Source organism: Novosphingobium hassiacum, from assembly GCF_014196055.1.
GTDB lineage: Bacteria > Pseudomonadota > Alphaproteobacteria > Sphingomonadales > Sphingomonadaceae > Novosphingobium > Novosphingobium hassiacum.
The window spans coordinates 383,700-402,173 of record NZ_JACICY010000002.1 but is presented as its reverse complement, the minus strand read 5'-3'; the positions used below and the strand labels follow the sequence as shown (position 1 = coordinate 402,173).

Annotated in this window: 19 protein-coding genes and 1 tRNA gene; 8 read left to right on the top strand and 12 right to left on the bottom strand. The window is 64.8% G+C overall.

Going from position 1 to position 18,474, the window contains the following annotated elements; all coding sequences use genetic code 11:
• Window positions 1–6: 6 nt before the first annotated feature.
• Window positions 7–1,311, bottom strand: coding sequence for a UDP-glucose dehydrogenase family protein (locus GGQ88_RS06630; protein ID WP_183612324.1), 1,305 nt, complete (start codon window positions 1,309–1,311; stop codon window positions 7–9).
• 184 nt (window positions 1,312–1,495) lie between these two features.
• On the opposite strand from GGQ88_RS06630, the gene ung reads away from it, so the two are divergent.
• The gene (gene ung / locus GGQ88_RS06625) at window positions 1,496–2,179 is read left to right on the top strand and encodes a uracil-DNA glycosylase (protein ID WP_183612323.1); all 684 of its coding nucleotides are present in this window, start codon (window positions 1,496–1,498) and stop codon (window positions 2,177–2,179) included.
• 72 nt (window positions 2,180–2,251) lie between these two features.
• On the opposite strand, the gene GGQ88_RS06620 is transcribed toward ung, so the two are convergent.
• From GGQ88_RS06620 to ileS, 3 genes are read right to left on the bottom strand one after another with little or no spacing between them, the layout of a single operon-like run.
• A complete protein-coding gene (locus tag GGQ88_RS06620) occupies window positions 2,252–2,668 on the bottom strand; it encodes a DUF3035 domain-containing protein (protein ID WP_183612483.1) in 417 nt (138 codons plus the stop codon).
• Complete coding sequence (gene lspA, locus GGQ88_RS06615) at window positions 2,668–3,186, bottom strand: signal peptidase II (RefSeq protein WP_183612322.1); 519 nt, start codon at window positions 3,184–3,186, stop codon at window positions 2,668–2,670. Before lspA ends, GGQ88_RS06620 begins: the two co-directional genes overlap by 1 nt.
• Window positions 3,186–6,092 (bottom strand): isoleucine--tRNA ligase, encoded by a 2,907-nt coding sequence (gene ileS, locus GGQ88_RS06610; RefSeq protein ID WP_183612321.1) that lies wholly within the window; start codon window positions 6,090–6,092, stop codon window positions 3,186–3,188. The genes lspA and ileS overlap by 1 nt, the downstream gene beginning before the upstream one ends.
• Before the next feature lie 97 nt (window positions 6,093–6,189).
• Here ileS and GGQ88_RS06605 point away from each other — a divergent pair, with 97 nt between their 5' ends.
• Window positions 6,190–6,654, top strand: coding sequence for a cupin domain-containing protein (locus GGQ88_RS06605; RefSeq protein WP_183612320.1), 465 nt, complete (start codon window positions 6,190–6,192; stop codon window positions 6,652–6,654).
• Here the strand turns inward: GGQ88_RS06605 and GGQ88_RS06600 are convergent.
• From GGQ88_RS06600 to GGQ88_RS06575, 6 genes are read right to left on the bottom strand one after another with little or no spacing between them, the layout of a single operon-like run.
• A complete protein-coding gene (locus GGQ88_RS06600; RefSeq protein ID WP_183612319.1) occupies window positions 6,651–7,574 on the bottom strand; it encodes a bifunctional riboflavin kinase/FAD synthetase in 924 nt (307 codons plus the stop codon). The genes GGQ88_RS06605 and GGQ88_RS06600 overlap by 4 nt on opposite strands.
• Window positions 7,571–8,077, bottom strand: a complete 507-nt coding sequence (locus GGQ88_RS06595) for a dihydrofolate reductase (RefSeq protein WP_183612318.1) — start codon at window positions 8,075–8,077, stop codon at window positions 7,571–7,573. The genes GGQ88_RS06600 and GGQ88_RS06595 overlap by 4 nt, the downstream gene beginning before the upstream one ends.
• Window positions 8,074–9,132 carry a 5-(carboxyamino)imidazole ribonucleotide synthase gene (locus tag GGQ88_RS06590; RefSeq protein WP_183612317.1) on the bottom strand — a complete coding sequence of 353 codons (1,059 nt, stop codon included), beginning with the start codon at window positions 9,130–9,132 and terminating at the stop codon, window positions 8,074–8,076. The genes GGQ88_RS06595 and GGQ88_RS06590 overlap by 4 nt, the downstream gene beginning before the upstream one ends.
• Window positions 9,132–9,617 carry a 5-(carboxyamino)imidazole ribonucleotide mutase gene (gene purE, locus GGQ88_RS06585; protein WP_183612316.1) on the bottom strand — a complete coding sequence of 162 codons (486 nt, stop codon included), beginning with the start codon at window positions 9,615–9,617 and terminating at the stop codon, window positions 9,132–9,134. The genes GGQ88_RS06590 and purE overlap by 1 nt, the downstream gene beginning before the upstream one ends.
• Before the next feature lie 30 nt (window positions 9,618–9,647).
• The gene (gpmA, locus tag GGQ88_RS06580; protein ID WP_183612315.1) at window positions 9,648–10,334 is read right to left on the bottom strand and encodes a 2,3-diphosphoglycerate-dependent phosphoglycerate mutase; all 687 of its coding nucleotides are present in this window, start codon (window positions 10,332–10,334) and stop codon (window positions 9,648–9,650) included.
• 42 nt (window positions 10,335–10,376) lie between these two features.
• On the bottom strand, window positions 10,377–10,532 hold the full coding sequence (locus GGQ88_RS06575) for a hypothetical protein (RefSeq protein ID WP_183612314.1): 156 nt from the start codon (window positions 10,530–10,532) through the stop codon (window positions 10,377–10,379).
• Between the two features lie 160 nt (window positions 10,533–10,692).
• Between GGQ88_RS06575 and GGQ88_RS06570 the strand changes: the two genes are divergently transcribed.
• Both GGQ88_RS06570 and GGQ88_RS06565 read left to right on the top strand, forming a co-directional pair.
• Window positions 10,693–10,767, top strand: a tRNA-Thr gene (locus GGQ88_RS06570).
• 111 nt (window positions 10,768–10,878) lie between these two features.
• Window positions 10,879–11,847, top strand: a complete 969-nt coding sequence (locus tag GGQ88_RS06565) for a PAS domain-containing protein (RefSeq protein WP_183612313.1) — start codon at window positions 10,879–10,881, stop codon at window positions 11,845–11,847.
• Between the two features lie 9 nt (window positions 11,848–11,856).
• Here GGQ88_RS06565 and GGQ88_RS06560 read toward each other — a convergent pair whose 3' ends face one another.
• Complete coding sequence (locus GGQ88_RS06560) at window positions 11,857–12,156, bottom strand: GNAT family N-acetyltransferase (protein ID WP_183612312.1); 300 nt, start codon at window positions 12,154–12,156, stop codon at window positions 11,857–11,859.
• 71 nt (window positions 12,157–12,227) lie between these two features.
• Between GGQ88_RS06560 and GGQ88_RS06555 the strand changes: the two genes are divergently transcribed.
• Complete coding sequence (locus tag GGQ88_RS06555; protein WP_183612311.1) at window positions 12,228–13,244, top strand: threonine aldolase family protein; 1,017 nt, start codon at window positions 12,228–12,230, stop codon at window positions 13,242–13,244.
• A complete protein-coding gene (locus GGQ88_RS06550; protein WP_183612310.1) occupies window positions 13,241–14,173 on the top strand; it encodes an EamA family transporter in 933 nt (310 codons plus the stop codon). Before GGQ88_RS06555 ends, GGQ88_RS06550 begins: the two co-directional genes overlap by 4 nt.
• On the opposite strand, the gene GGQ88_RS06545 is transcribed toward GGQ88_RS06550, so the two are convergent.
• Window positions 14,083–14,934, bottom strand: coding sequence for a Rossmann-fold NAD(P)-binding domain-containing protein (locus GGQ88_RS06545; protein WP_183612309.1), 852 nt, complete (start codon window positions 14,932–14,934; stop codon window positions 14,083–14,085). The genes GGQ88_RS06550 and GGQ88_RS06545 overlap by 91 nt on opposite strands.
• Window positions 14,935–14,990: 56 nt before the next feature.
• Here GGQ88_RS06545 and pepN point away from each other — a divergent pair, with 56 nt between their 5' ends.
• Together pepN and pgeF are read left to right on the top strand one after the other, a co-directional pair.
• The gene (gene pepN, locus GGQ88_RS06540; RefSeq protein ID WP_183612308.1) at window positions 14,991–17,606 is read left to right on the top strand and encodes an aminopeptidase N; all 2,616 of its coding nucleotides are present in this window, start codon (window positions 14,991–14,993) and stop codon (window positions 17,604–17,606) included.
• Window positions 17,603–18,370 (top strand): peptidoglycan editing factor PgeF, encoded by a 768-nt coding sequence (gene pgeF, locus GGQ88_RS06535; protein WP_183612307.1) that lies wholly within the window; start codon window positions 17,603–17,605, stop codon window positions 18,368–18,370. Before pepN ends, pgeF begins: the two co-directional genes overlap by 4 nt.
• Window positions 18,371–18,474 lie beyond the last annotated feature (104 nt).

The window sequence follows — 18,474 nt, the reverse complement described above, 5'->3', positions numbered from 1 at the left end:
CGACCGTCAGGGGCGCCCGACGCTCGAATATTCGAACCCCGCCGCGCGCAACTCGCCCGGATCGTAGACATTGCGAAGATCGACGATCACCGGTGCCTTCACGATGCGCTTCACCCGGTTGAAATCGATCGCCCTGAATGCGTCCCACTCGGTCACCAGCACGACCGCGTCCGCACCTTCGATCGCAGCGTATGTGCTCGTCGCCATCTCGACATCGGGCATGATCGCCGCTGCGGCATCCATGCCCTCGGGATCGTAACCGACGACTTCAGCGCCGGCATCGAGCAGTGTCTGGACGATCGCGATCGACGGCGCATCGCGCATGTCGTCGGTGTTGGGCTTGAACGTCAGGCCGAGCAGCGCCACCCGCTTGCCGCGTGCCTCGCCGCCCAACGCGTCGATGACCTTGCGGCCCATCGCGCGCTTGCGGCTGTCGTTGGCCTTGACCACGGCCTCGACCAGCCGCACCGGACTGCCGAAGTCCTCGGCGGTCTTGAGCAGCGCCAGCGTATCCTTGGGGAAGCACGACCCGCCGTAGCCCGGCCCGGCGTGAAGGAACTTCGATCCGATGCGATTGTCGAGCCCGATCCCGCGCGCCACGTCCTGCACGTCGCCGCCGACCTTCTCGCAGAGATCCGCCATCTCGTTGATGAACATGATCTTGGTCGCAAGAAACGCGTTGGCCGCGTACTTGATCAGTTCGGAACTGCGCCGCGAGGTGAACAGGATCGGCGCCTTGTTCAGGAACAGCGGGCGATAAACCTCGGTCATCACGCCGCGCGCCCATTCGTCCTCGGCCCCGATAACGATACGGTCAGGCCGCTTGAAATCGCCGATCGCGGCACCTTCGCGCAGGAATTCGGGGTTCGAGACGACCGCAAACTTCACGTCCGTGCCGGTATCGCCGATGATCCGCTCGACCTCGTCACCCGTGCCGACGGGTACGGTCGACTTGGTCACGATCACCGCAGGCGTCTTCAGGTTCTCACCCAGTTCCTGCGCCACCGCGCGAACATAGCTGAGGTCGGCGTGGCCATCGCCGCGTCGTGAGGGCGTACCCACGGCGATGAAGATCGCCTGCGCGTCTTCGATCGCGCTGGCAAGATCGGTCGAGAACGACAGCCGCCCCGCCTTGACGTTGGCCGCGACCAGTTCGGCAAGCCCCGGCTCGTAGATCGGCATTACGCCCTTGTGTAGCAAGTCGATCTTGCCGGCGTCCTTGTCGATGCAAACGACATCGTGCCCGAAATCGGCAAAGCAGGCTCCGGATACCAGTCCGACATAGCCCGAACCCACCATTGCGATCTTCATGCAAGTATCATCCGCTTGTTCCGGCCCGCTCGACCGGTTGATATCCGATAGCCGCCCCGTTTCTTCGCAGTAGCAGCATAGGGGCTAATACCCATGCCGCACAAGCTTGCAAGCGCGGCCTTAACCCCGGCCCCTATCGCCTCACTGTCTTGTTGCCTGCCCGAACGTTGCCTAGAGCAGCGCGATGACCTCGATCGAGATTCCCCAGCCTTGGCAGGCCGTGCTGGTCTCCACTCTTCGCCCCGGCGTGCTGCAGGATATCGAATCCTTCCTTCAGCGCGAACAGAGCCTTGCCAAGGTGGTCTATCCGCCGCGCGCGCAGCAACTGGCCGCACTCGACCTGACCCCGCCCGACGCGGTGCGCGTGGTGATTCTGGGACAGGATCCCTATCACGGCCCGGGTCAAGCCCATGGTCTCGCCTTTTCGGTGCAACCCGGCGTCAAGGTCCCGCCAAGCCTGGTCAACATTCACAAGGAACTCGAAACCGATCTCGGCCTCCCCCGACCTGCGCACGGCAATCTCGATTCGTGGGCAAGGCAAGGGGTGCTGTTGCTCAACAACGCGCTGACGGTAGAAGCCGGCGCGGCCGGCTCGCATCAAAAAATCGGCTGGGAGCAATTCACCGATGCCGTGATCGCTGCCGTAGCAGTTCGGCCCGAACCTGTGGTGTTCATGCTCTGGGGTAGCCACGCACAGAAGAAGGCGGCGCGCGTTCCGGCGCTCGAATCAGGCCCGCATCTCGTGCTCAAGGCCCCGCACCCCAGCCCACTTTCAGCCTACGCCGGTTTCTTCGGCTGTCGCCACTTCAGCCAGGCCAACGCCTTTCTGAAGGCGCACGGTCGCGGCGAGATCGACTGGTTTACGTGACGCCCACACGAGAGTTGGGCAATAAAAAACCCCGCCGGAGCGGGGCTTTTCGTATCGTGCGATAAGATCCGATCAGCCCGGAATGCTGGCCGACGCTGCCTGACCATCGCCCTCAGGCGCGGCGAGGATATCGCGGACCATCTGGCCCTTGGCCACCGTCTGCGTGCCCGGATCGCCCACGGTCGAGCGGATCGAGGCGGCAGCCGTACCCGCGCGGTTGAGCGTATCGGTCTCGACCCCCGAACGTGCCGAAGGTCCGCCGAACAGCGCGTCGAGCGCCTGACGCCCGGTTTCCGAATCCTGCGGGCGCGGCGCGCCGGGGTTCGGCGGAGTCAGCGAGAAATCGGGCGGCACGACCAGCGGCGCGGCGCGGGTCACCGCCATCTCGTCGGGCCGGTCACGGTTGAGCAGCGAACCGCCGCCACCACCGCAGGCAGACAGCAACGTCGCCGCCGAGACGACAACAGCAAGGGCGGCAGCTTTACGCATCATGCATTCTCCGTGGCGGTACTGTCGCCGCTATCGTTGGGCTTTTCGCGCGATTTGAACGAGCGGGCAAGCAGTATCAGGACACCGAACGTGATCGCCACGTCGGCAAGGTTGAATATCTGGAACGGCCGCCATTCGCCGATGTGCAGGTCGGCATAGTCGATGACGTAGCCATAGGCGAGCCGATCGAAGATATTGCCGATGGCCCCGCCGAGGATCAGGCCGAGACCGAGAATATCCCCGCGCAGAGTCTCGCGCAGCATCCAGATGAACACGCCGGTGGCGATCAGCGCGGTCACCACGATCAGCCCCAGCCGCATTTCCAGCGAGGTCGCGGTAAACATCCCGAACGAAACGCCGTAGTTTTCGGCATAGCGGAAATCGAAGAACGGCAGAATGTCGATCACCCCGCGCGAAGGCAGCGCGAGCGGCCCGACCATCACCGCTTTGATCACGCGATCGATCGCGAAGACAACCGCGGCGAGCGCCAGCCCCTCGATACGCAGGCGCGTCAGCATCAGGCGACGGCCCCGGCATCGATTTGCGCAACCACATCATCGCAGCGCGCGCACAGATCGCCGTCTTCCGAAACTTCGGGAAGCAGGCGCCAGCAACGGCCGCACTTGTGGTCGGTGGATCGTTCGACGGTCACGTCACTGCCCTGCCCGCGATTGACTGTCGCGGTGATGAACAGTTCGGCAAGATCGGCTTGCGGAGCATCGGCAGGCACAGTCACGACAGCCTCAAGCCCCGAACCCAGCACCTTTTCGCGGCGCAACGGCTCGATGGCCTCGTTGACCGTCTGACGCAGCGCCCGCAGCTCGCTCCAGCGCGCCTCGTCCACGGCAACGACAGGCACTTGCGGCCATTCGAGCAGGTGCACGCTGTCGCCATCGGGATAGCGCGAAGCCCAGACTTCTTCCGAAGTGAACACCAGCACCGGCGCGCCATAGCGGACCAGCGCGTGGAACAGCGTATCGAGCACGGTGCGATAGGCGCGGCGCTTGGGGTCCGTCACGGCGTCGCAGTACAGGCTGTCCTTGCGGATATCGAAGAAGAACGCCGACAGGTCCTCGTTGCAGAACTCGGTCAGCGCGCGGACGTAGGTGTTGAAGTCGAAATCATCGACCGCCTGCCGCAGCGTTGCGTCCAGCTTGCCCAGCAGGCCGAGCATGTATTGCTCAAGCTCGGGCATCTCTTCCACGCCGACACGCTCGGCTTCCGAAAAACCTTCCAGCGCGCCGAGCAGGTAGCGGTAGGTGTTGCGCAGCTTGCGGTACTGGTCGGCGACCCCCTGCAGGATCTCCTTGCCGATGCGGTGGTCCTCGGTGAAATCGACCGAGAGCGCCCAGAGCCGCAGGATATCCGCGCCATAATCGCGCATCAGGTCGATCGGGCTGATCGTGTTGCCCAAGGACTTGGACATTTTCATGCCCTTCTGGTCCATCGTGAAGCCGTGCGTCAGCACTGCATCATAAGGCGCACGGCCCCGCGTCGCGCAGCTTTCGAGCAGTGAGGACTGGAACCAGCCGCGATGCTGGTCCGACCCTTCGAGGTAGAGGTTGGCAGGCCAGGACAGGTCCGGCCAGCGTCCCGATTCCAGCACGAAAGCGTGAGTCGAACCGGAATCGAACCACACGTCGAGAATGTCGGTGACGCGCTCGTAATCGTCGAGCTTGTACGTGTCGCCCAGATACTCCTGCGCGTGCTCCTCGTCCCACGCATCGACACCGCCTGCCATGACGGCAGCGACGATCCGCGCGTTGACTTCGGGATCGGCGAGGTACTGACCGCTCTTGCGATCGACGAACAGCGTGATCGGCACGCCCCACGCGCGCTGGCGTGAGAGCACCCAGTCCGGGCGGCCTTCGACCATCGCGCCGATGCGGTTGCGGCCCTTTTCGGGGACGAAGCGGGTCTGGGCGATGGCGTTGAGGGCCACATCCCTCAAAGTCCCCCTCCCGCCTGCGGGAGGGGTTAGGGGAGGGCTTGTTCCCTCAACCGCCGCGCTCGGGGCAGCCAACAGGCCCTCCCCCGACCCCTCCCGCAAGCGGGAGGGGAGTTCACGATCCATCGGCACGAACCACTGCGGCGTGCAGCGATAGATCACCTTGGCCTTCGAACGCCACGAATGCGGGTAGGAATGCTTGTAATCGGCACTCGCCGCCAGCAACCCGCCCGCTTCGCGCAGGTCCGAACAGATCGGCCCATCCGGCGCGTTGAACTTGGGGTTGATGACCGAACCTTGCCCGCCGAGCCAGCCCCAGTCCTCACGATACTTGCCATCGCCCAGCACCGCGAAGACCGGCTCGATCCCGTGCGCCTTGCACAGCGCAAAGTCGTCCTCGCCATGATCGGGTGCCATGTGGACAAGGCCCGTGCCGCTGTCGGTGGTGACGAAATCGCCGGGCAGCATCGGGCGCGGCTTGGCGAAGAACCCGCCAAGCGCGTGCATCGGGTGGCGAGCGATGGTTCCGGCGAGGTCGGAGCCGTTGAAAGTCTTGCTTAGACCGTAGCGCAGCAATCCTTCGCCGTCTTTAGGCATTCCGGGTTCATCAAGTAAACCCAAGCCCGTTCTGTTGAGAAAAGCTTCGAGAAGATCGAAAGCAACCAGATACTTCCGACCATCGGTTGTGTTGGCAAGCCAATACGCAACGTCCGGCCCATAAGCCAAAGCCTGGTTCACCGGGATCGTCCAAGGCGTCGTCGTCCAGATCACTGCACGCGCGCCGACCAGTTCCGCAATCGGGGATTCAACGATCTCGAACGCCACGTCGATCTGGGTCGAGACGATGTCCTCGTACTCGACCTCGGCCTCGGCCAGCGCGGTCTTTTCGACCGGCGACCACATCACCGGCTTGGCCCCGCGATAGAGCTGGCCGCTTTCCGCAAACTTCAGCAGTTCGCGCACGATGGTGCCCTCGGCCTGCGAATCCATCGTCAGGTAGGGGTTGTCCCAATCGCCATTGATGCCGAGGCGCTTCAACTGCTCGCGCTGCACATCGACCCACTTCTGGGCATAGGCGCGGCATTCGGCGCGGAACTCCTTTGGCGGAACCTCGTCCTTGTTCTTCTTTTTCTTGCGGTATTCCTCTTCGACCTTCCACTCGATCGGAAGGCCGTGGCAGTCCCAGCCGGGCACATAGGGCGCGTCCTTGCCGAGCAGGTTCTGCGTGCGGCAGACCATGTCCTTGAGGATATGGTTCAGCGCATGTCCGATGTGCATGTCGCCATTGGCATAAGGCGGGCCATCATGGAGAATGAACTTCTCGCGGCCCTTCCGGCTCTCGCGAACCTTCCGATAAATATCCTCGGCCTGCCAACGCGCCAGAATGCCCGGCTCCTTCTGGGGGAGCCCGGCTTTCATCGGGAAATCGGTCTTCGGCAGGAAGACGGTCGGGCGAAAGTCGCGTGGTTCGGTCATGACGGCTGCGCACTAGATCAATTGGGCGCGTTGGGGAAGTAGCGACGCCCTTGCCGAACCGCTATCGTGCCGGGACTCACGCGCCGGGAAGACAGCCATGCCAAAGATCGATCTTGAAGCCATCCCGCAGACCGACGCCACCGACTATCCGGCGCCATTCCACCGCGAAGTTCAGGGTCGCTGGTATCGCAGGCTCGGACCCGCCGCCGGGCTGACCGCATTCGGCGCCAGCCACGTCGTGCTCAAGCCCGGCGCATGGTCCAGCCAGCGCCACTGGCATCGCGATGAGGACGAACTGCTGGTGATGATTGCCGGCGAGGCCGTGCTGATCGAGGACGAGGGCCGCACGATCGTGCGCCCGGGCGACGTGATCGCCTGGGCCAAAGGGGTCGAGAACGGACACCACCTCGTAAACGAAAGCGATACCGACTGCGTCATGGTATGCATCAGCGGCGGGGATCCTAACGGCAGCGGCGCTTATTCGGATATCGACATGATGTTCGAAGGCGATGACTACTTCCACAAGGACGGAACACCGTACCCTGCCGAGCGACTGCCCTAGGCAAGCAGCGCGCGGGCCTGTTCGCAATCCAATGCCATCTGCGCCATCAGCGCATCCAGTCCGTCGAATTTCGCCTCGGGCCGCAGGAAGTGATGGAACGCCACTTCGATCTCCTGCCCGTAGAGATCGCCCGCAAAGTCGAAAAAGTGCGGTTCGAGCAATTCCTTGGGCGGATCGAACGTCGGGCGGATGCCGATGTTCGCCGCCCCCTTCAGCACGCGCCCGTCGGGCAGACGCCCCGTTACCGCGTAGATGCCATAGCGCGGGCGCAGATAGTTGCCGATGTCGAGATTCGCGGTCGGGAAGTTGATCGTGCGCCCCACCTTGTCGCCGTGCTGCACGATCCCGCGCATCGCGAAAGGCCGCGTCAGCAGCCGCGTCGCCGTCTCGCAATCGCCGCTCTGCAAAGCGTGGCGGATGCGGCTGGACGATACGATTTCGCCCGCCAGCGTCACCGCGCCGACCGCCTTGGCGCGCAGCCCGACCTTTGCACCATGCTCGGCCAGCACTTGCGGATTGCCGCTCCGCCCTTTGCCGAACGTGAAATCCTCACCGGTGACCACGCCCACCGCGCCGAGATGCGCGAACAGCCCCTCCTCGATCCATTCCGCAGCGGTCATGCCCGCAACCTCGGCACCGAAGTGGATCACCAGCATTGCGTCCGCCCCGGCATCCGCGAACAGGTCCTGCCGCTGATCCAGCGTCGTCAGCCTGAAAGGCGCCGAGTCCGGCGAGAAATAGCGCTTGGGGTGCGGGTCGAACGTGGCGACAATCGCCGGTCGCCCGTCTGCCTGCGCCCAGCGGATCGCCTCGCCGACCACCGCCTGATGCCCCAGATGAAACCCGTCGAAATTGCCGAGCGCTACGACTCCGCCGCGCAGGGCTTCGGGCACCGGCTCGCGACTGTCGAGGCGGATCATGGTGCGCGCTCCAGCGTCACCCAGTCGAAAGCAGGTCGGCCCGCGTCGGCCGGATGTGTCTCACGCGTAACCTCGGTCCATTCGTCGCCGAGCGGCGGCACGAAGGTGTCGCCGTCAAATGCCCCATGAACTTCGGTCAATTCAACGCGGTGGGCAAGCGGCAGGAACAGCCGGTAGATTTCCGCCCCGCCGATCACCGCGACATCGCCACCACCTGCCAGCGCAAACGCGCCCGCAACGTCATGCGCGACCTCAGCCCCTTCGGCCCGCCACTGCGCATCGCGCGTCAGCACGATATGGCGGCGACCGGGCAGGGGCGACGGAAAGCTCTCGAAGGTCTTGCGCCCCATGATCATCGGCCTACCCTGTCCATCAGGGCCCATGGTCAGCGCCTTGAACCGCTTGAGGTCCGCCGGAAGCCGCCACGGCAGCGCGTTGTCGCGCCCGATCACGCCGTTTTCGGCGCGGGCATAGATCAGGAACAGGCCTTGGCGGACGCTCACAGCACCAGCCGGGTCACATGCCCCATCTTGCGGCCCGGACGCACCGCCGCCTTGCCGTACAAGTGCAGGTGGTTCGCCGGGTCCGACAGGATCGCGGGCCAATCGTGCGCGTCGTCGCCGATCAGGTTGTCCATGACCACGCCCTTGGCGGCGAGCGCGGTCGAGCCTAGCGGCAGGCCGCAAATCGCGCGGACGTGGTTCTCGAACTGGCTGGTGAGCGCGCCCTCGATGCTCCAGTGCCCGGAATTGTGCACGCGCGGCGCCATCTCGTTGAACACGGGGCCAGCGTCGGTCGCGAAGAACTCCAGCGTGAGCACGCCGACGTAATTCAACGCATCGGCAACCTTGCCCGCAAGGCCGCGCGCCGCGTCCACCTGATCGCGGATCACTTGCGCTGCGGGCACGGTCGAACGATCAAGAATGCCGTTCTTGTGCACGTTCTCGGCGCTATCCCAGAAGCGCACCTCACCCGCCGATGTGCGCACGAGAATAACCGAGAATTCCGCGGCAAAAGTCACGAAGCCTTCGTAGATCAGCGGCACATCGGCAAGGTCGAGCGTGTCGGCATCCGCACCTTGCATGATCCGCCACTGGCCCTTACCGTCATAGCCGTCGCGCCGCGTCTTGAGGATACCCGGAGCGCCGATGCGCGCAACCGCCGCCTTCAGATCATCGCGCGAATCGACCTTGGCCCAAGGCGCAGGCATTCCGCCCAGCGCTTCGACGAAAGTCTTCTCGGCAACCCGGTCCTGCGCCACTTCGAGAGCGCGTGCTGGCGGATGCAGCCGCGCGTTGGGCATAATCGCGCCCAGCGGCCCCGCCGCCACGTTCTCGAACTCGTACGTCACCACCGCGCAGTGCTCGGCAAAGGCCGCGAGCGCTGCCTCGTCATCGAATTCGCCCTGCGTGAATGCCGCACAGACGTCCGCTGCGATCGGATCGGGCTCGGGCGCATAGACATGGCAGCGATAGCCAAGGTTCGCCGCAGCCAGCGCGATCATCCGGCCAAGCTGCCCGCCCCCCAGAATGCCGATCGTCTCACCCGGAGCGATCATCAGACGGGCTTCTCCACAACCGATTCGGTTTGCGCGGTGCGGAAGGCGATCAATCGCTGCGCCAGCGCATCGTCCGCTGTCGCCAGAATCGACGCCGCCAGAATACCCGCATTGGTCGCGCCCGGAACGCCGATGGCCAATGTGCCGACCGGTATCCCGCCCGGCATCTGCACGATCGACAATAGCGAATCCATGCCCTTCAAGGCCTTGGATTCTACCGGCACGCCCAGCACCGGCAGGTGCGTCATCGAGGCAACCATGCCCGGCAGATGCGCCGCACCGCCTGCGCCCGCGATCACCACCTTGAAGCCTTGGAGGTGTGCGGTCTTGGCGAATTCGACCAGCCGGTCGGGCGTACGGTGCGCCGAGACGATGCGGCATTCATGCGCCACACCGAGCTTTTTAAGCACGGCGGCGGCATTCTGCATCGTTTCCCAGTCGGACTGGCTGCCCATGACGATGGCGACCAGCGGTTCGGTATTCATCCCCCCGCCCCTTTCAGGCTGCGGCGCGCTTCAACGCTCCGACAGGTAATAGCGTTCGACTTCCGCCAGGTTGTCGTCAAGTTCATAGATGATCGGCTGTCCGGTCGGGATCTCCAAACCGGTAATGTCGGCGTCCGAAATGCCCGACAGGTGCTTGACCAGCGCGCGCAATGAATTGCCGTGTGCGGATACGATCACCGTTTCGCCTGCCTTCAGCGCCGGCGCGATCTTCTCGTTCCAGCATGGCAGCACGCGGGCGATGGTATCTTTCAGGCTTTCGGTCGCAGGCACCGCGATCCCGGCATAACGCGGATCGGCCGACAGATCGAATTCGCTCGACTTGTCCAGCACCGGCGGCGGAATGTCGAAGCTGCGGCGCCAGACCTTGACCTGATCGTCGCCATGCTTGGCCGCGGTCTCGACCTTGTCGAGCCCGGTCAGCCCGCCATAGTGCCGCTCGTTCAGGCGCCAGTCCTTGTCTTCCTGAACCCACAGACGCCCCATCGCTTCCAGCGCCAGATGCAGCGTCTTGATCGCGCGGGTCTGAAGCGAGGTGAACGCCAGCGTCGGCAGGACGCCCTTGTCCTTGAGCAGTTGGCCCGCCGCAAAAGCCTCGGCCGCGCCCTTTTCGGTCACGTCCACGTCCCACCAGCCGGTGAAGCGGTTCTCGAGGTTCCACTGCGACTGGCCGTGACGGATCAGGATCAGGCGGGGCATCGGGGCATCCTGTGCTGTTGAAATGTCACGCGGCCCCTAGCGTCACGTGTCGGGATTGGAAAGGCCGCTTTCCTGTAACGGGGCGGATTCGCCATCCGTATCGAGCGCTCTGGCCTGCGCTTTTCGCCGCTTGAGGTTCTCGCGCAGCCGCGCGGCAAGGCGCTCTTCGCGGCTGGCGTTCGTTTTGCTGTCGGTCATTTCACCACATGATTGCCGCCGTCCTCTCCAGACCGCAAGCCCCGCACTGTCAAATGGTCGGGCAACGCCTGCTTGACAAAGCATCCCCCCGCAGCCATTAGCCCGCCCCTGCCCAGCCCGCCCTTTCGAGCGCGGTCATGGGCTGTCTTGGAAATGGTGTGCTGCTGTAGCTCAGTGGTAGAGCGCATCCTTGGTAAGGCTGAGGTCGGGAGTTCAATCCTCCCCAGCAGCACCATTTCCCGGCATCAGGCACATCCTTCACCTTCGTACAGCTGAACCGGATGCCGGCTTATGGAACTTTGCCTTTGTTTGTGCTTTATGCACGAATGCACGAGGGGCTGGTTCAATGTTGAAGTCTGCCAACCTCTCCCCCGAAAGCCTGTCGCTCGTCCTTGAACAGAGCACCGATTGCGTCAAACTCGTCGGGCCGGATGGTGGGCTGCTGTGGATGAATCCGAATGGCCTGTGTGCCATGGAGATCGCCGATTTCAATCCGATCAAGGATACCGAATGGGCGATGCTCTGGCCCGAGGAGTCTCGCGCCCTGATCCGTGACGCGATGGAGACGGCAGCATCTGGTAAGGTTTCGCGCATCGAGGCGTTCTGCCCGACAGCCAAAGGCACGCCGCGCTGGTGGGAAATCAGCGTCTCCCCGGTCAAGGCACCAGACGGCACTGCGGCGGGCTTCATCTCGATCTCACGCGACGTCAGCCAGCTTCATGCCGACCGTGAAGCCCTGCAGATTCTCCTCGCTGAGATGCGCCACCGCCTGAAGAACAGCTTTGCCATCGTCTGTTCCATGCTGCGCACGATTGCGCGGGGCCACGCCGAAAATTCCGCATTCGCCGACGAGATGGTAGCGCGCATTTCGGCTCTGGCCCGCGCCCAGACTCTTTTTTCCGATGAGCGCGAGGAAGCCGACGTGTCGGATCTTCTGTCGACGCTCGTCTCACCCTTTCAGGACGGTGGTCGTCAGACCGTCAGTCTGGTGTGCAATGACGAACTGGCCGTCTCACGCGAACATGCAGACGTGATCTCGCTCGTGATCGGTGAACTGACGGTCAACTCGACCAAGCATGGCGCCATCGGCATGGGCGGCCGCATCGCAGTCGATTCGCGCACCTCGGGCGACAGCCACGTCATTCGTTGGCAGGAGCGTTCGGACACGCGCGTCGAATCGACGTCCCGGGTCGGCGGTCAGGGACTCCGGCTGATCGACCGTATCTGCAAGGCGCGCGGCGCCACGTTCGCGATCGACTGGGTCGAGAACGGACTGGACGCCACGTTGAGCCTGCCGATCGCGAACGACGCCTGAAGCCCTTGCTCAGGCGCGCAGGTCCGCCCATTCCGGGTGGCGGCGGAATGCAACGTCCACATAGCTGCACTGCGGCACGATCTTGAAGCCCATCTTGCGCGCATCGGCGATCAGCGCCTCGACCAGTTGCGCCGCAACCCCGCGCCCACCAATTTCTGGCGGCACGAGCGTATGGTCCGCAGTCACGACATCGCCCTTCTGGCTGTAGGTCAGCCGTCCGATGACATCACTGCCCTCAACCTTGGCGTGATATTCGCCACGCGCGCCCTGATCGAAATGGGTAATCGTAACATCTGCTTTGTCTGCCATGCCGCTTCTCCTTGCTTGACCCGAAGTGCTGGGCTTGACCCCAAACGTGCGCGCCGACATTGCGGTTTCCGATGAAATTCTTTTCCGACAATGCCGCCGCCGTCCACCCCCGCGTGTGGGAGGCGATGCACGCCGCCGACGCCCCCGATTCGGGCTACGATGGCGATGCGCTCTCGCAAAGGCTGGACGAGGCGTTCTCCGACCTGTTCGGTACCGAATGCGCCGCGCTCTGGGTCGCTACGGGAACGGCGGCGAACTGCCTCGCGCTCGCCGCGATGGTCCCGCCCCACGGCGGCGTGGTGTGCCACCGCGAAGCCCATATCGAGATGGACGAAGGCGGCGCGCCAGGCTTCTACACGCACGGTGCCAAGCTGATGCTGGCCGATGGCGAAGGCGCCAAGCTGACGCAGCAAGCCATCCGCACCCTGATCGACCCGATCCGTGACGACGTGCATCAGGTCCAGCCTCACGCCATTTCGATCACGCAGGCCACCGAATATGGCCGCGTCTACACGCCTGAAGAGATCGCCGCGATCGGCTCACTCGCGCAAGGCCGGGGCCTTGGCCTGCACATGGACGGTGCGCGCTTTGCCAACGCGGTCGCGCATCTGGGCTGCCACCCCGCCGAACTCACCGCGCAGGCAGGCGTCGATGTGCTCAGCTTCGGCTGCGTCAAGAACGGCGGCATGAACGCCGAGGCGCTGGTGTTTTTCGACATGGAACTCGCCAATGTCGTGCGCTACCGCCGCAAGCGCGCCGGACACCTCCAGTCCAAGGGCCGCTACCTCGCCGCGCAAGTCCTCGCGATGATCGAGCGCGACCTGTGGCTCGACAATGCCCGCGCCGCCAACGATGCCGCGCAGGAAATCGCCGCTGCATGCGGTGCACGCGTGTTCCACCCGGTCGAGGCGAACGAGATCTTCGTCGTGATGTCTCCAGCCGAGCAGGACGCCTTGCGCGCGCAAGGGTTCGATTTCTACGACTGGACCGCGCCCGCCGGAGCGCCCGGAGCCGCACGCCTCGTTACCGCCTGGAACAGCGACCCCGCACAAGTCAGCGCACTCGCCCGCGCGATCGCTGCATTGTGAGCGCCGATCCGGAACATGAACTCCCCGGCCACGCGCGCTTCTGGCAGCTGAGCGTCGCAGGTCCGTTCTTCATCGTCGCGCTGATCTGGGGTTCGACCTGGCTGGTGATCAAGGACCAGATCGGCGCGGTCCCGCCAAGCTGGTCGGTCACCTGGCGGTTCATCGTCGCCGCCATCGGCATGGGCGCACTCGCGCTGATCCGGCGCGAATCGTTGCGCATAAACGCTGCCGGCCTGCGTATCGCCGCGCTGCTCGGCCTCGCGCAGTTCGTGATGAACTTCCAGTTCGTCTATCGCGCCGAACAGCACCTGACCTCAGGGATAGTCGCGGTGCTGTTCGCGCTGCTGATGGTGCCCAACGCCTTGCTCGGCTGGCTTTTCCTCAAGCAGCCGATCACGCGCGGCTTTCTCGCCGGGTCAGCGGTAGCGGGCGTCGGCATCGCGCTGTTGCTGCTCCACGAATACCGCATGGCCCCGCCCGAGGGCAAAGTCCTCGTCGGTATCGCGCTCACCGCCGCCGCCCTGCTCAGCGCCTCATCCGCCAACGTGCTGCAGGCCAGCTCCGGGGCGCGTCACCAGCCGATGGTCCCGCTGCTCGCATGGGCCATGCTGTTCGGCGCGCTCATCGACGGCGCATTTGCGTGGACCGTCGAAGGCTCACCGCAGTTCGACACCAGCCCCGCCTATCTGTTCGGCGTGATCTATCTCGCCCTGATCGGCTCGGTCGTCACCTTCCCGCTCTATTTCCGCCTGTTGCAACGACTGGGAGCAGGGCGCGGTGCCTACAACGGCGTGCTCGTGCCGGTCGTCGCGATGGTGCTCTCGACGATGTTCGAAGGCTACCGCTGGTCGCTGATCGCCGCCGCCGGATCGGTGCTGGTCATGGTCGGGCTGGTGCTCGCCCTCAAGGCGCGCAAGCCCTCGCGATAGGTCGGATGGGCAGGGCTCCAGCCGAGCACCCGCTTCGCCTTGCCATTCGCCACGCGCCGGTTTTCGGCATAGAACGCCAGCGCCATCGGCGATAGGTTCGCCTGTTCGAGTGACTGCATCACAGGCGCCTCGCACCCCAGCAACCGCGCCGCCTCTTCGATCACCGCGTTCTGGCTGCACGGCAGGTCGTCCGCCAGATTGTAGACCCCCGCAGGCCCCGTGAACGAGGCGATCACCCCACTGGTGATATCATCGACATGGACCCGGCTGAACACCTGATCGGGAATGGCGATCCGGTGCGCCCGGCCCTCCGCCACCCGGTCGAGCGCGCTGCGCCCCGGCCCGTAGATTCCGGGCAAGCGGAACACCCGCACGCGGCGATCCAGCGCCTGCCAGTCGAGATCCGCCGCAGCCCGCGCGGTGCGCCGCCCTTGCCCCACGACAGCGCTTTCATCGACCCACGCGCCACCCGCATCGCCATAGACCCCGGTCGAGGACAGATACCCGATCCATTCCACCCCGCTCGCAGCGATATCCGCGCCGTAAGTATCCAGCACCGGATCGCCACCGCCCGCGCGCAACGGCGGCACCGACGACAGCACATGCGTTGCCGCACCCAGCGCCTCACGCACCGCACCGCCATCATTGAACGCGATGTCGCCTGCGCTCCCCGTGCCGCGCACCAGCCACCCGGCCCCGCGCAACCGTGCCGCCAGCACTTGCGCGGTGTAGCCCATTCCGAAAATCAGCATGCTGTTCATCGAAAGGTTCATAACCGCGATTGCCGCTTTGGCTAAGCGTTCCTAAGTTCAGCGCCATGAACGATCTGTCCAGCGCACCATTCGCCCCGCCGCCCGTGATCCACCGCGCGGACTATCGTCCCCCCGAATGGCTGATCCCGCAGATCGCGCTCAATTTCGCGCTCTCGCTCGATGCGACGAAGGTGCAGTCCACGCTCAAGGTGCGCAGGAATCCCGCAGGAGACGCCACCACGCAACTGCGCCTCAATGGCGATGCGCTTGAAGCGAAGGCGATCACTGTCGACGGCCATCCGCACAACGATTGGCACATGGACGGGTCCGATCTGGTCATCGACCTGCCCGGCGATGCGCACGATATCGGCATCGAAACGCTGATCGATCCCACCGCCAACACCCAGCTTTCCGGCCTCTACGCGTCGAACGGCCTGCTCTGCACCCAGTGCGAAGCCGAGGGCTTCCGCCGGATCACTTTCTTCCCCGACCGCCCCGATGTGCTTTCGGTCTACTCGGTGCGCATGTCCGGCGACAAGGCTGCTTTTCCGGTCCTGCTGTCCAACGGCAACCCGACCGATTCAGGCGATGGCCCCGACGACACGCACTGGGCCGAATGGCACGATCCCTGGCCGAAGCCCTCCTACCTGTTCGCGCTGGTCGCGGGTGATCTCGTGGCCAACCGCGACAGCTTCACCACGATGAACGGCCGCAAGGTCAGCCTCGCGATCTACGTCCGCGCGGGCGACGAGGAGCGCACCGATCACGCCATGCGCTCGCTCATCGCCTCGATGAAGTGGGACGAGGACGTCTACGGCCGCGAATACGATCTCGACATCTTCAACATCGTCGCGGTCAGCGATTTCAACGCCGGCGCGATGGAGAACAAGGGCCTCAACGTCTTCAACACGCGCTACATCCTGGCAGACCCCGAAACCGCCACCGACGGCGATTACGACGCGGTCGAAGGCGTGGTCGCGCACGAATACTTCCACAACTGGTCGGGCAACCGCGTGACCTGCCGCGACTGGTTCCAGCTCTCGCTCAAGGAGGGCTTCACCGTCCTGCGCGACCAGCAGTTCAGCGCCGATCGCGGCTCACCCCCGGTCAAGCGGATCGAAGACGTCCGCGTCCTGCGCGCGGCGCAGTTCCCCGAGGATTCAGGCCCGCTCGCCCACCCGATCCGCCCGGATTCCTATCAGGAAATCAGCAACTTCTACACCGCCACGGTTTATAACAAGGGCGCCGAAGTCATCCGCATGATGACCGTGCTGACCGGCATGGAGCGATTCCTCAAGGGCACTTCACTGTACTTCGACCGCCACGATGGCGAGGCCGCGACGTGCGAGGATTTCGTCAAGGCCATCGAGGATGGCGCGGGCATCGACCTCGCCCAGTTCCGCCGCTGGTACGAACAGGCCGGTACGCCGAAGGTTACCGTGGAAATGGCGCACACCGGCTCAACCGTCACCCTCACGCTGACGCAGACGATGGCCCCCACCCCCGGCCAGCCGGTCAAGCAACCGATGGTCATTCCCTTGCGCACCGCGCTGTTCGACCGCGCGACGGGTCAGCACCACGGCGAGGAACTGCTGGTTCTCGACCAGCCCAGCCAGACCTTCACCTTCGAAGGCTTTGCCGACGCGCCGGTGCTGTCGATCAACCGCGGCTTCTCCGCCCCGGTAGAGATCACCGCGCCGATCACCGCCGACGATCTGGTGTTCCTCGCGGCGCACGACGATGATCCATTCGCGCGCTACGAAGCGATGCAGCAGCTGATCGTGCGCCACCTCGTTGCCGCGATCTCGGGCACGATGTCCGATGCCGAGCGCGCTGCCGGGCGCGCCGCGATCGGCGATGCCATGGGTGCGATCCTCGATGACACCGCGCTCGACGATCTGATGCGCGGCGAACTGCTGATCCTGCCGGGCGAGGCTTACCTTGCCGAACAGCTCACCCGCGCCGACCCCACGCGCATCTTCGCCGAACGCGAAGGCCTCAAGCGCTGGCTGGGCGAAACGCTGAAGGACAAGTGGCTCGCCCTGCACGACCGTTGCAGCGCAGTGCCCTACAGCCTCGACGCAGCCGCACGTGGCGCGCGCAAACTCAAGACGCAGGCGCTGGTCCATCTCGCCCCGGCAGACCCCGCCGAAGCCGCCGCACGCGCCAAGGCGCAGTACGACAGCGCCACCAATATGACCGACCGCCAGTCGGCCCTGATGGTTCTGTGCAGCCTTAGCGTCGCCGAACGCGAAGCCGCGCTCGCCGATTTCCATGATCGCTTTGCCGGCAACATGCTGGTCATCGACAAGTGGTTCTCGCTCCAGGCAGGCTCGCTCAACCCCAACGCGACCGAGCACGTCAAGGCACTGGCACAGCACCCCGACTTCACGATGGCCAACCCCAATCGCGTCCGCGCGCTGTGGATGGCCTATGCGGTCAACGCGCAGGCCTTCCACCGTGAAGGCGGCGAGGGCTATCGCCTGATCGCCGACCTGATCCTGCGGCTCGACCCGATCAACGCCAACGTCGCCGCGCGCTTCGTGTCGTCGCTCGGCCGCTGGAAAAAGGTGGACGAGACCCGCGCCGCCCTGATGCGCGCCGAACTCGAACGGATCGCGGCTGCCCCCACCCTGTCGCGCGACGTGCGCGAACAGGTGACCAAGAGCCTGGAAGGGTGAGCGTCGCGGCGCTGACCCACCCGCTCCTGGCAACTGCCGCGCATGGCTTTCTCGGGCGGCGCGGCGGGGTCAGTACGGGCGATCTGGCCGGCCTGAACGTCAGCTACAGCGAGGATGACTCGGCGCTGACATCCGAAAACCGCCGCCGCGCGGTCGAGGCGGTGCTGCCGGGCGGCATCTTGCAGACCTGCTACCAGATCCACTCGCCCGACGTGGTCACGGTAACGCAGCCGTGGACCGATGCCGACCGCCCCAAGGCCGACGCGCTGGTCACCGACCGCCCGGGCATCGTGCTCGGCGTGCTCACCGCCGACTGCGCGCCCATCCTGTTCCATGATGCTCAAGCGGGAATCGTCGGTGCGGCCCATGCAGGCTGGAAAGGCGCATTCACCGGGGTATCTGAGGCGACTTTGACCGCAATGGAGGCCCTTGGCGCCCGGCGCGAAAACATCGCCGCCGTGGTCGGGCCCTGCATCGCGCAGAAAAGCTACGAGGTCGACACCGCCTTCGAAGCGCGCTTCCTCGAGCAATCGCCCGAGAACGAACGCTTTTTCCGCGCTGGCCGCGGAGGCCACGCGTGGTTCGACCTCGAAGGCTACGCCGCTTCACGCCTGCGCGACGCGGGCATCGGCAAAGTCGGCATGCTGGGGCAGGACACTTACGCGCAGGAGCAACGCTTCTACTCCTACCGCCGCGCCACGCACCGGGCCGAGCCTGGGTACGGGAGGCAGATTTCGCTGATCGGGCTAGCCGCACGGCAGTGATTCGCGCTGCCTGATGGTGCTTTCACCCGGCTGCGATTCCTGACCGCATATTCACTTTGGCCCAAAACCGGTGCGATTTACCCAAGCGAGAGGGCTGGTCACCC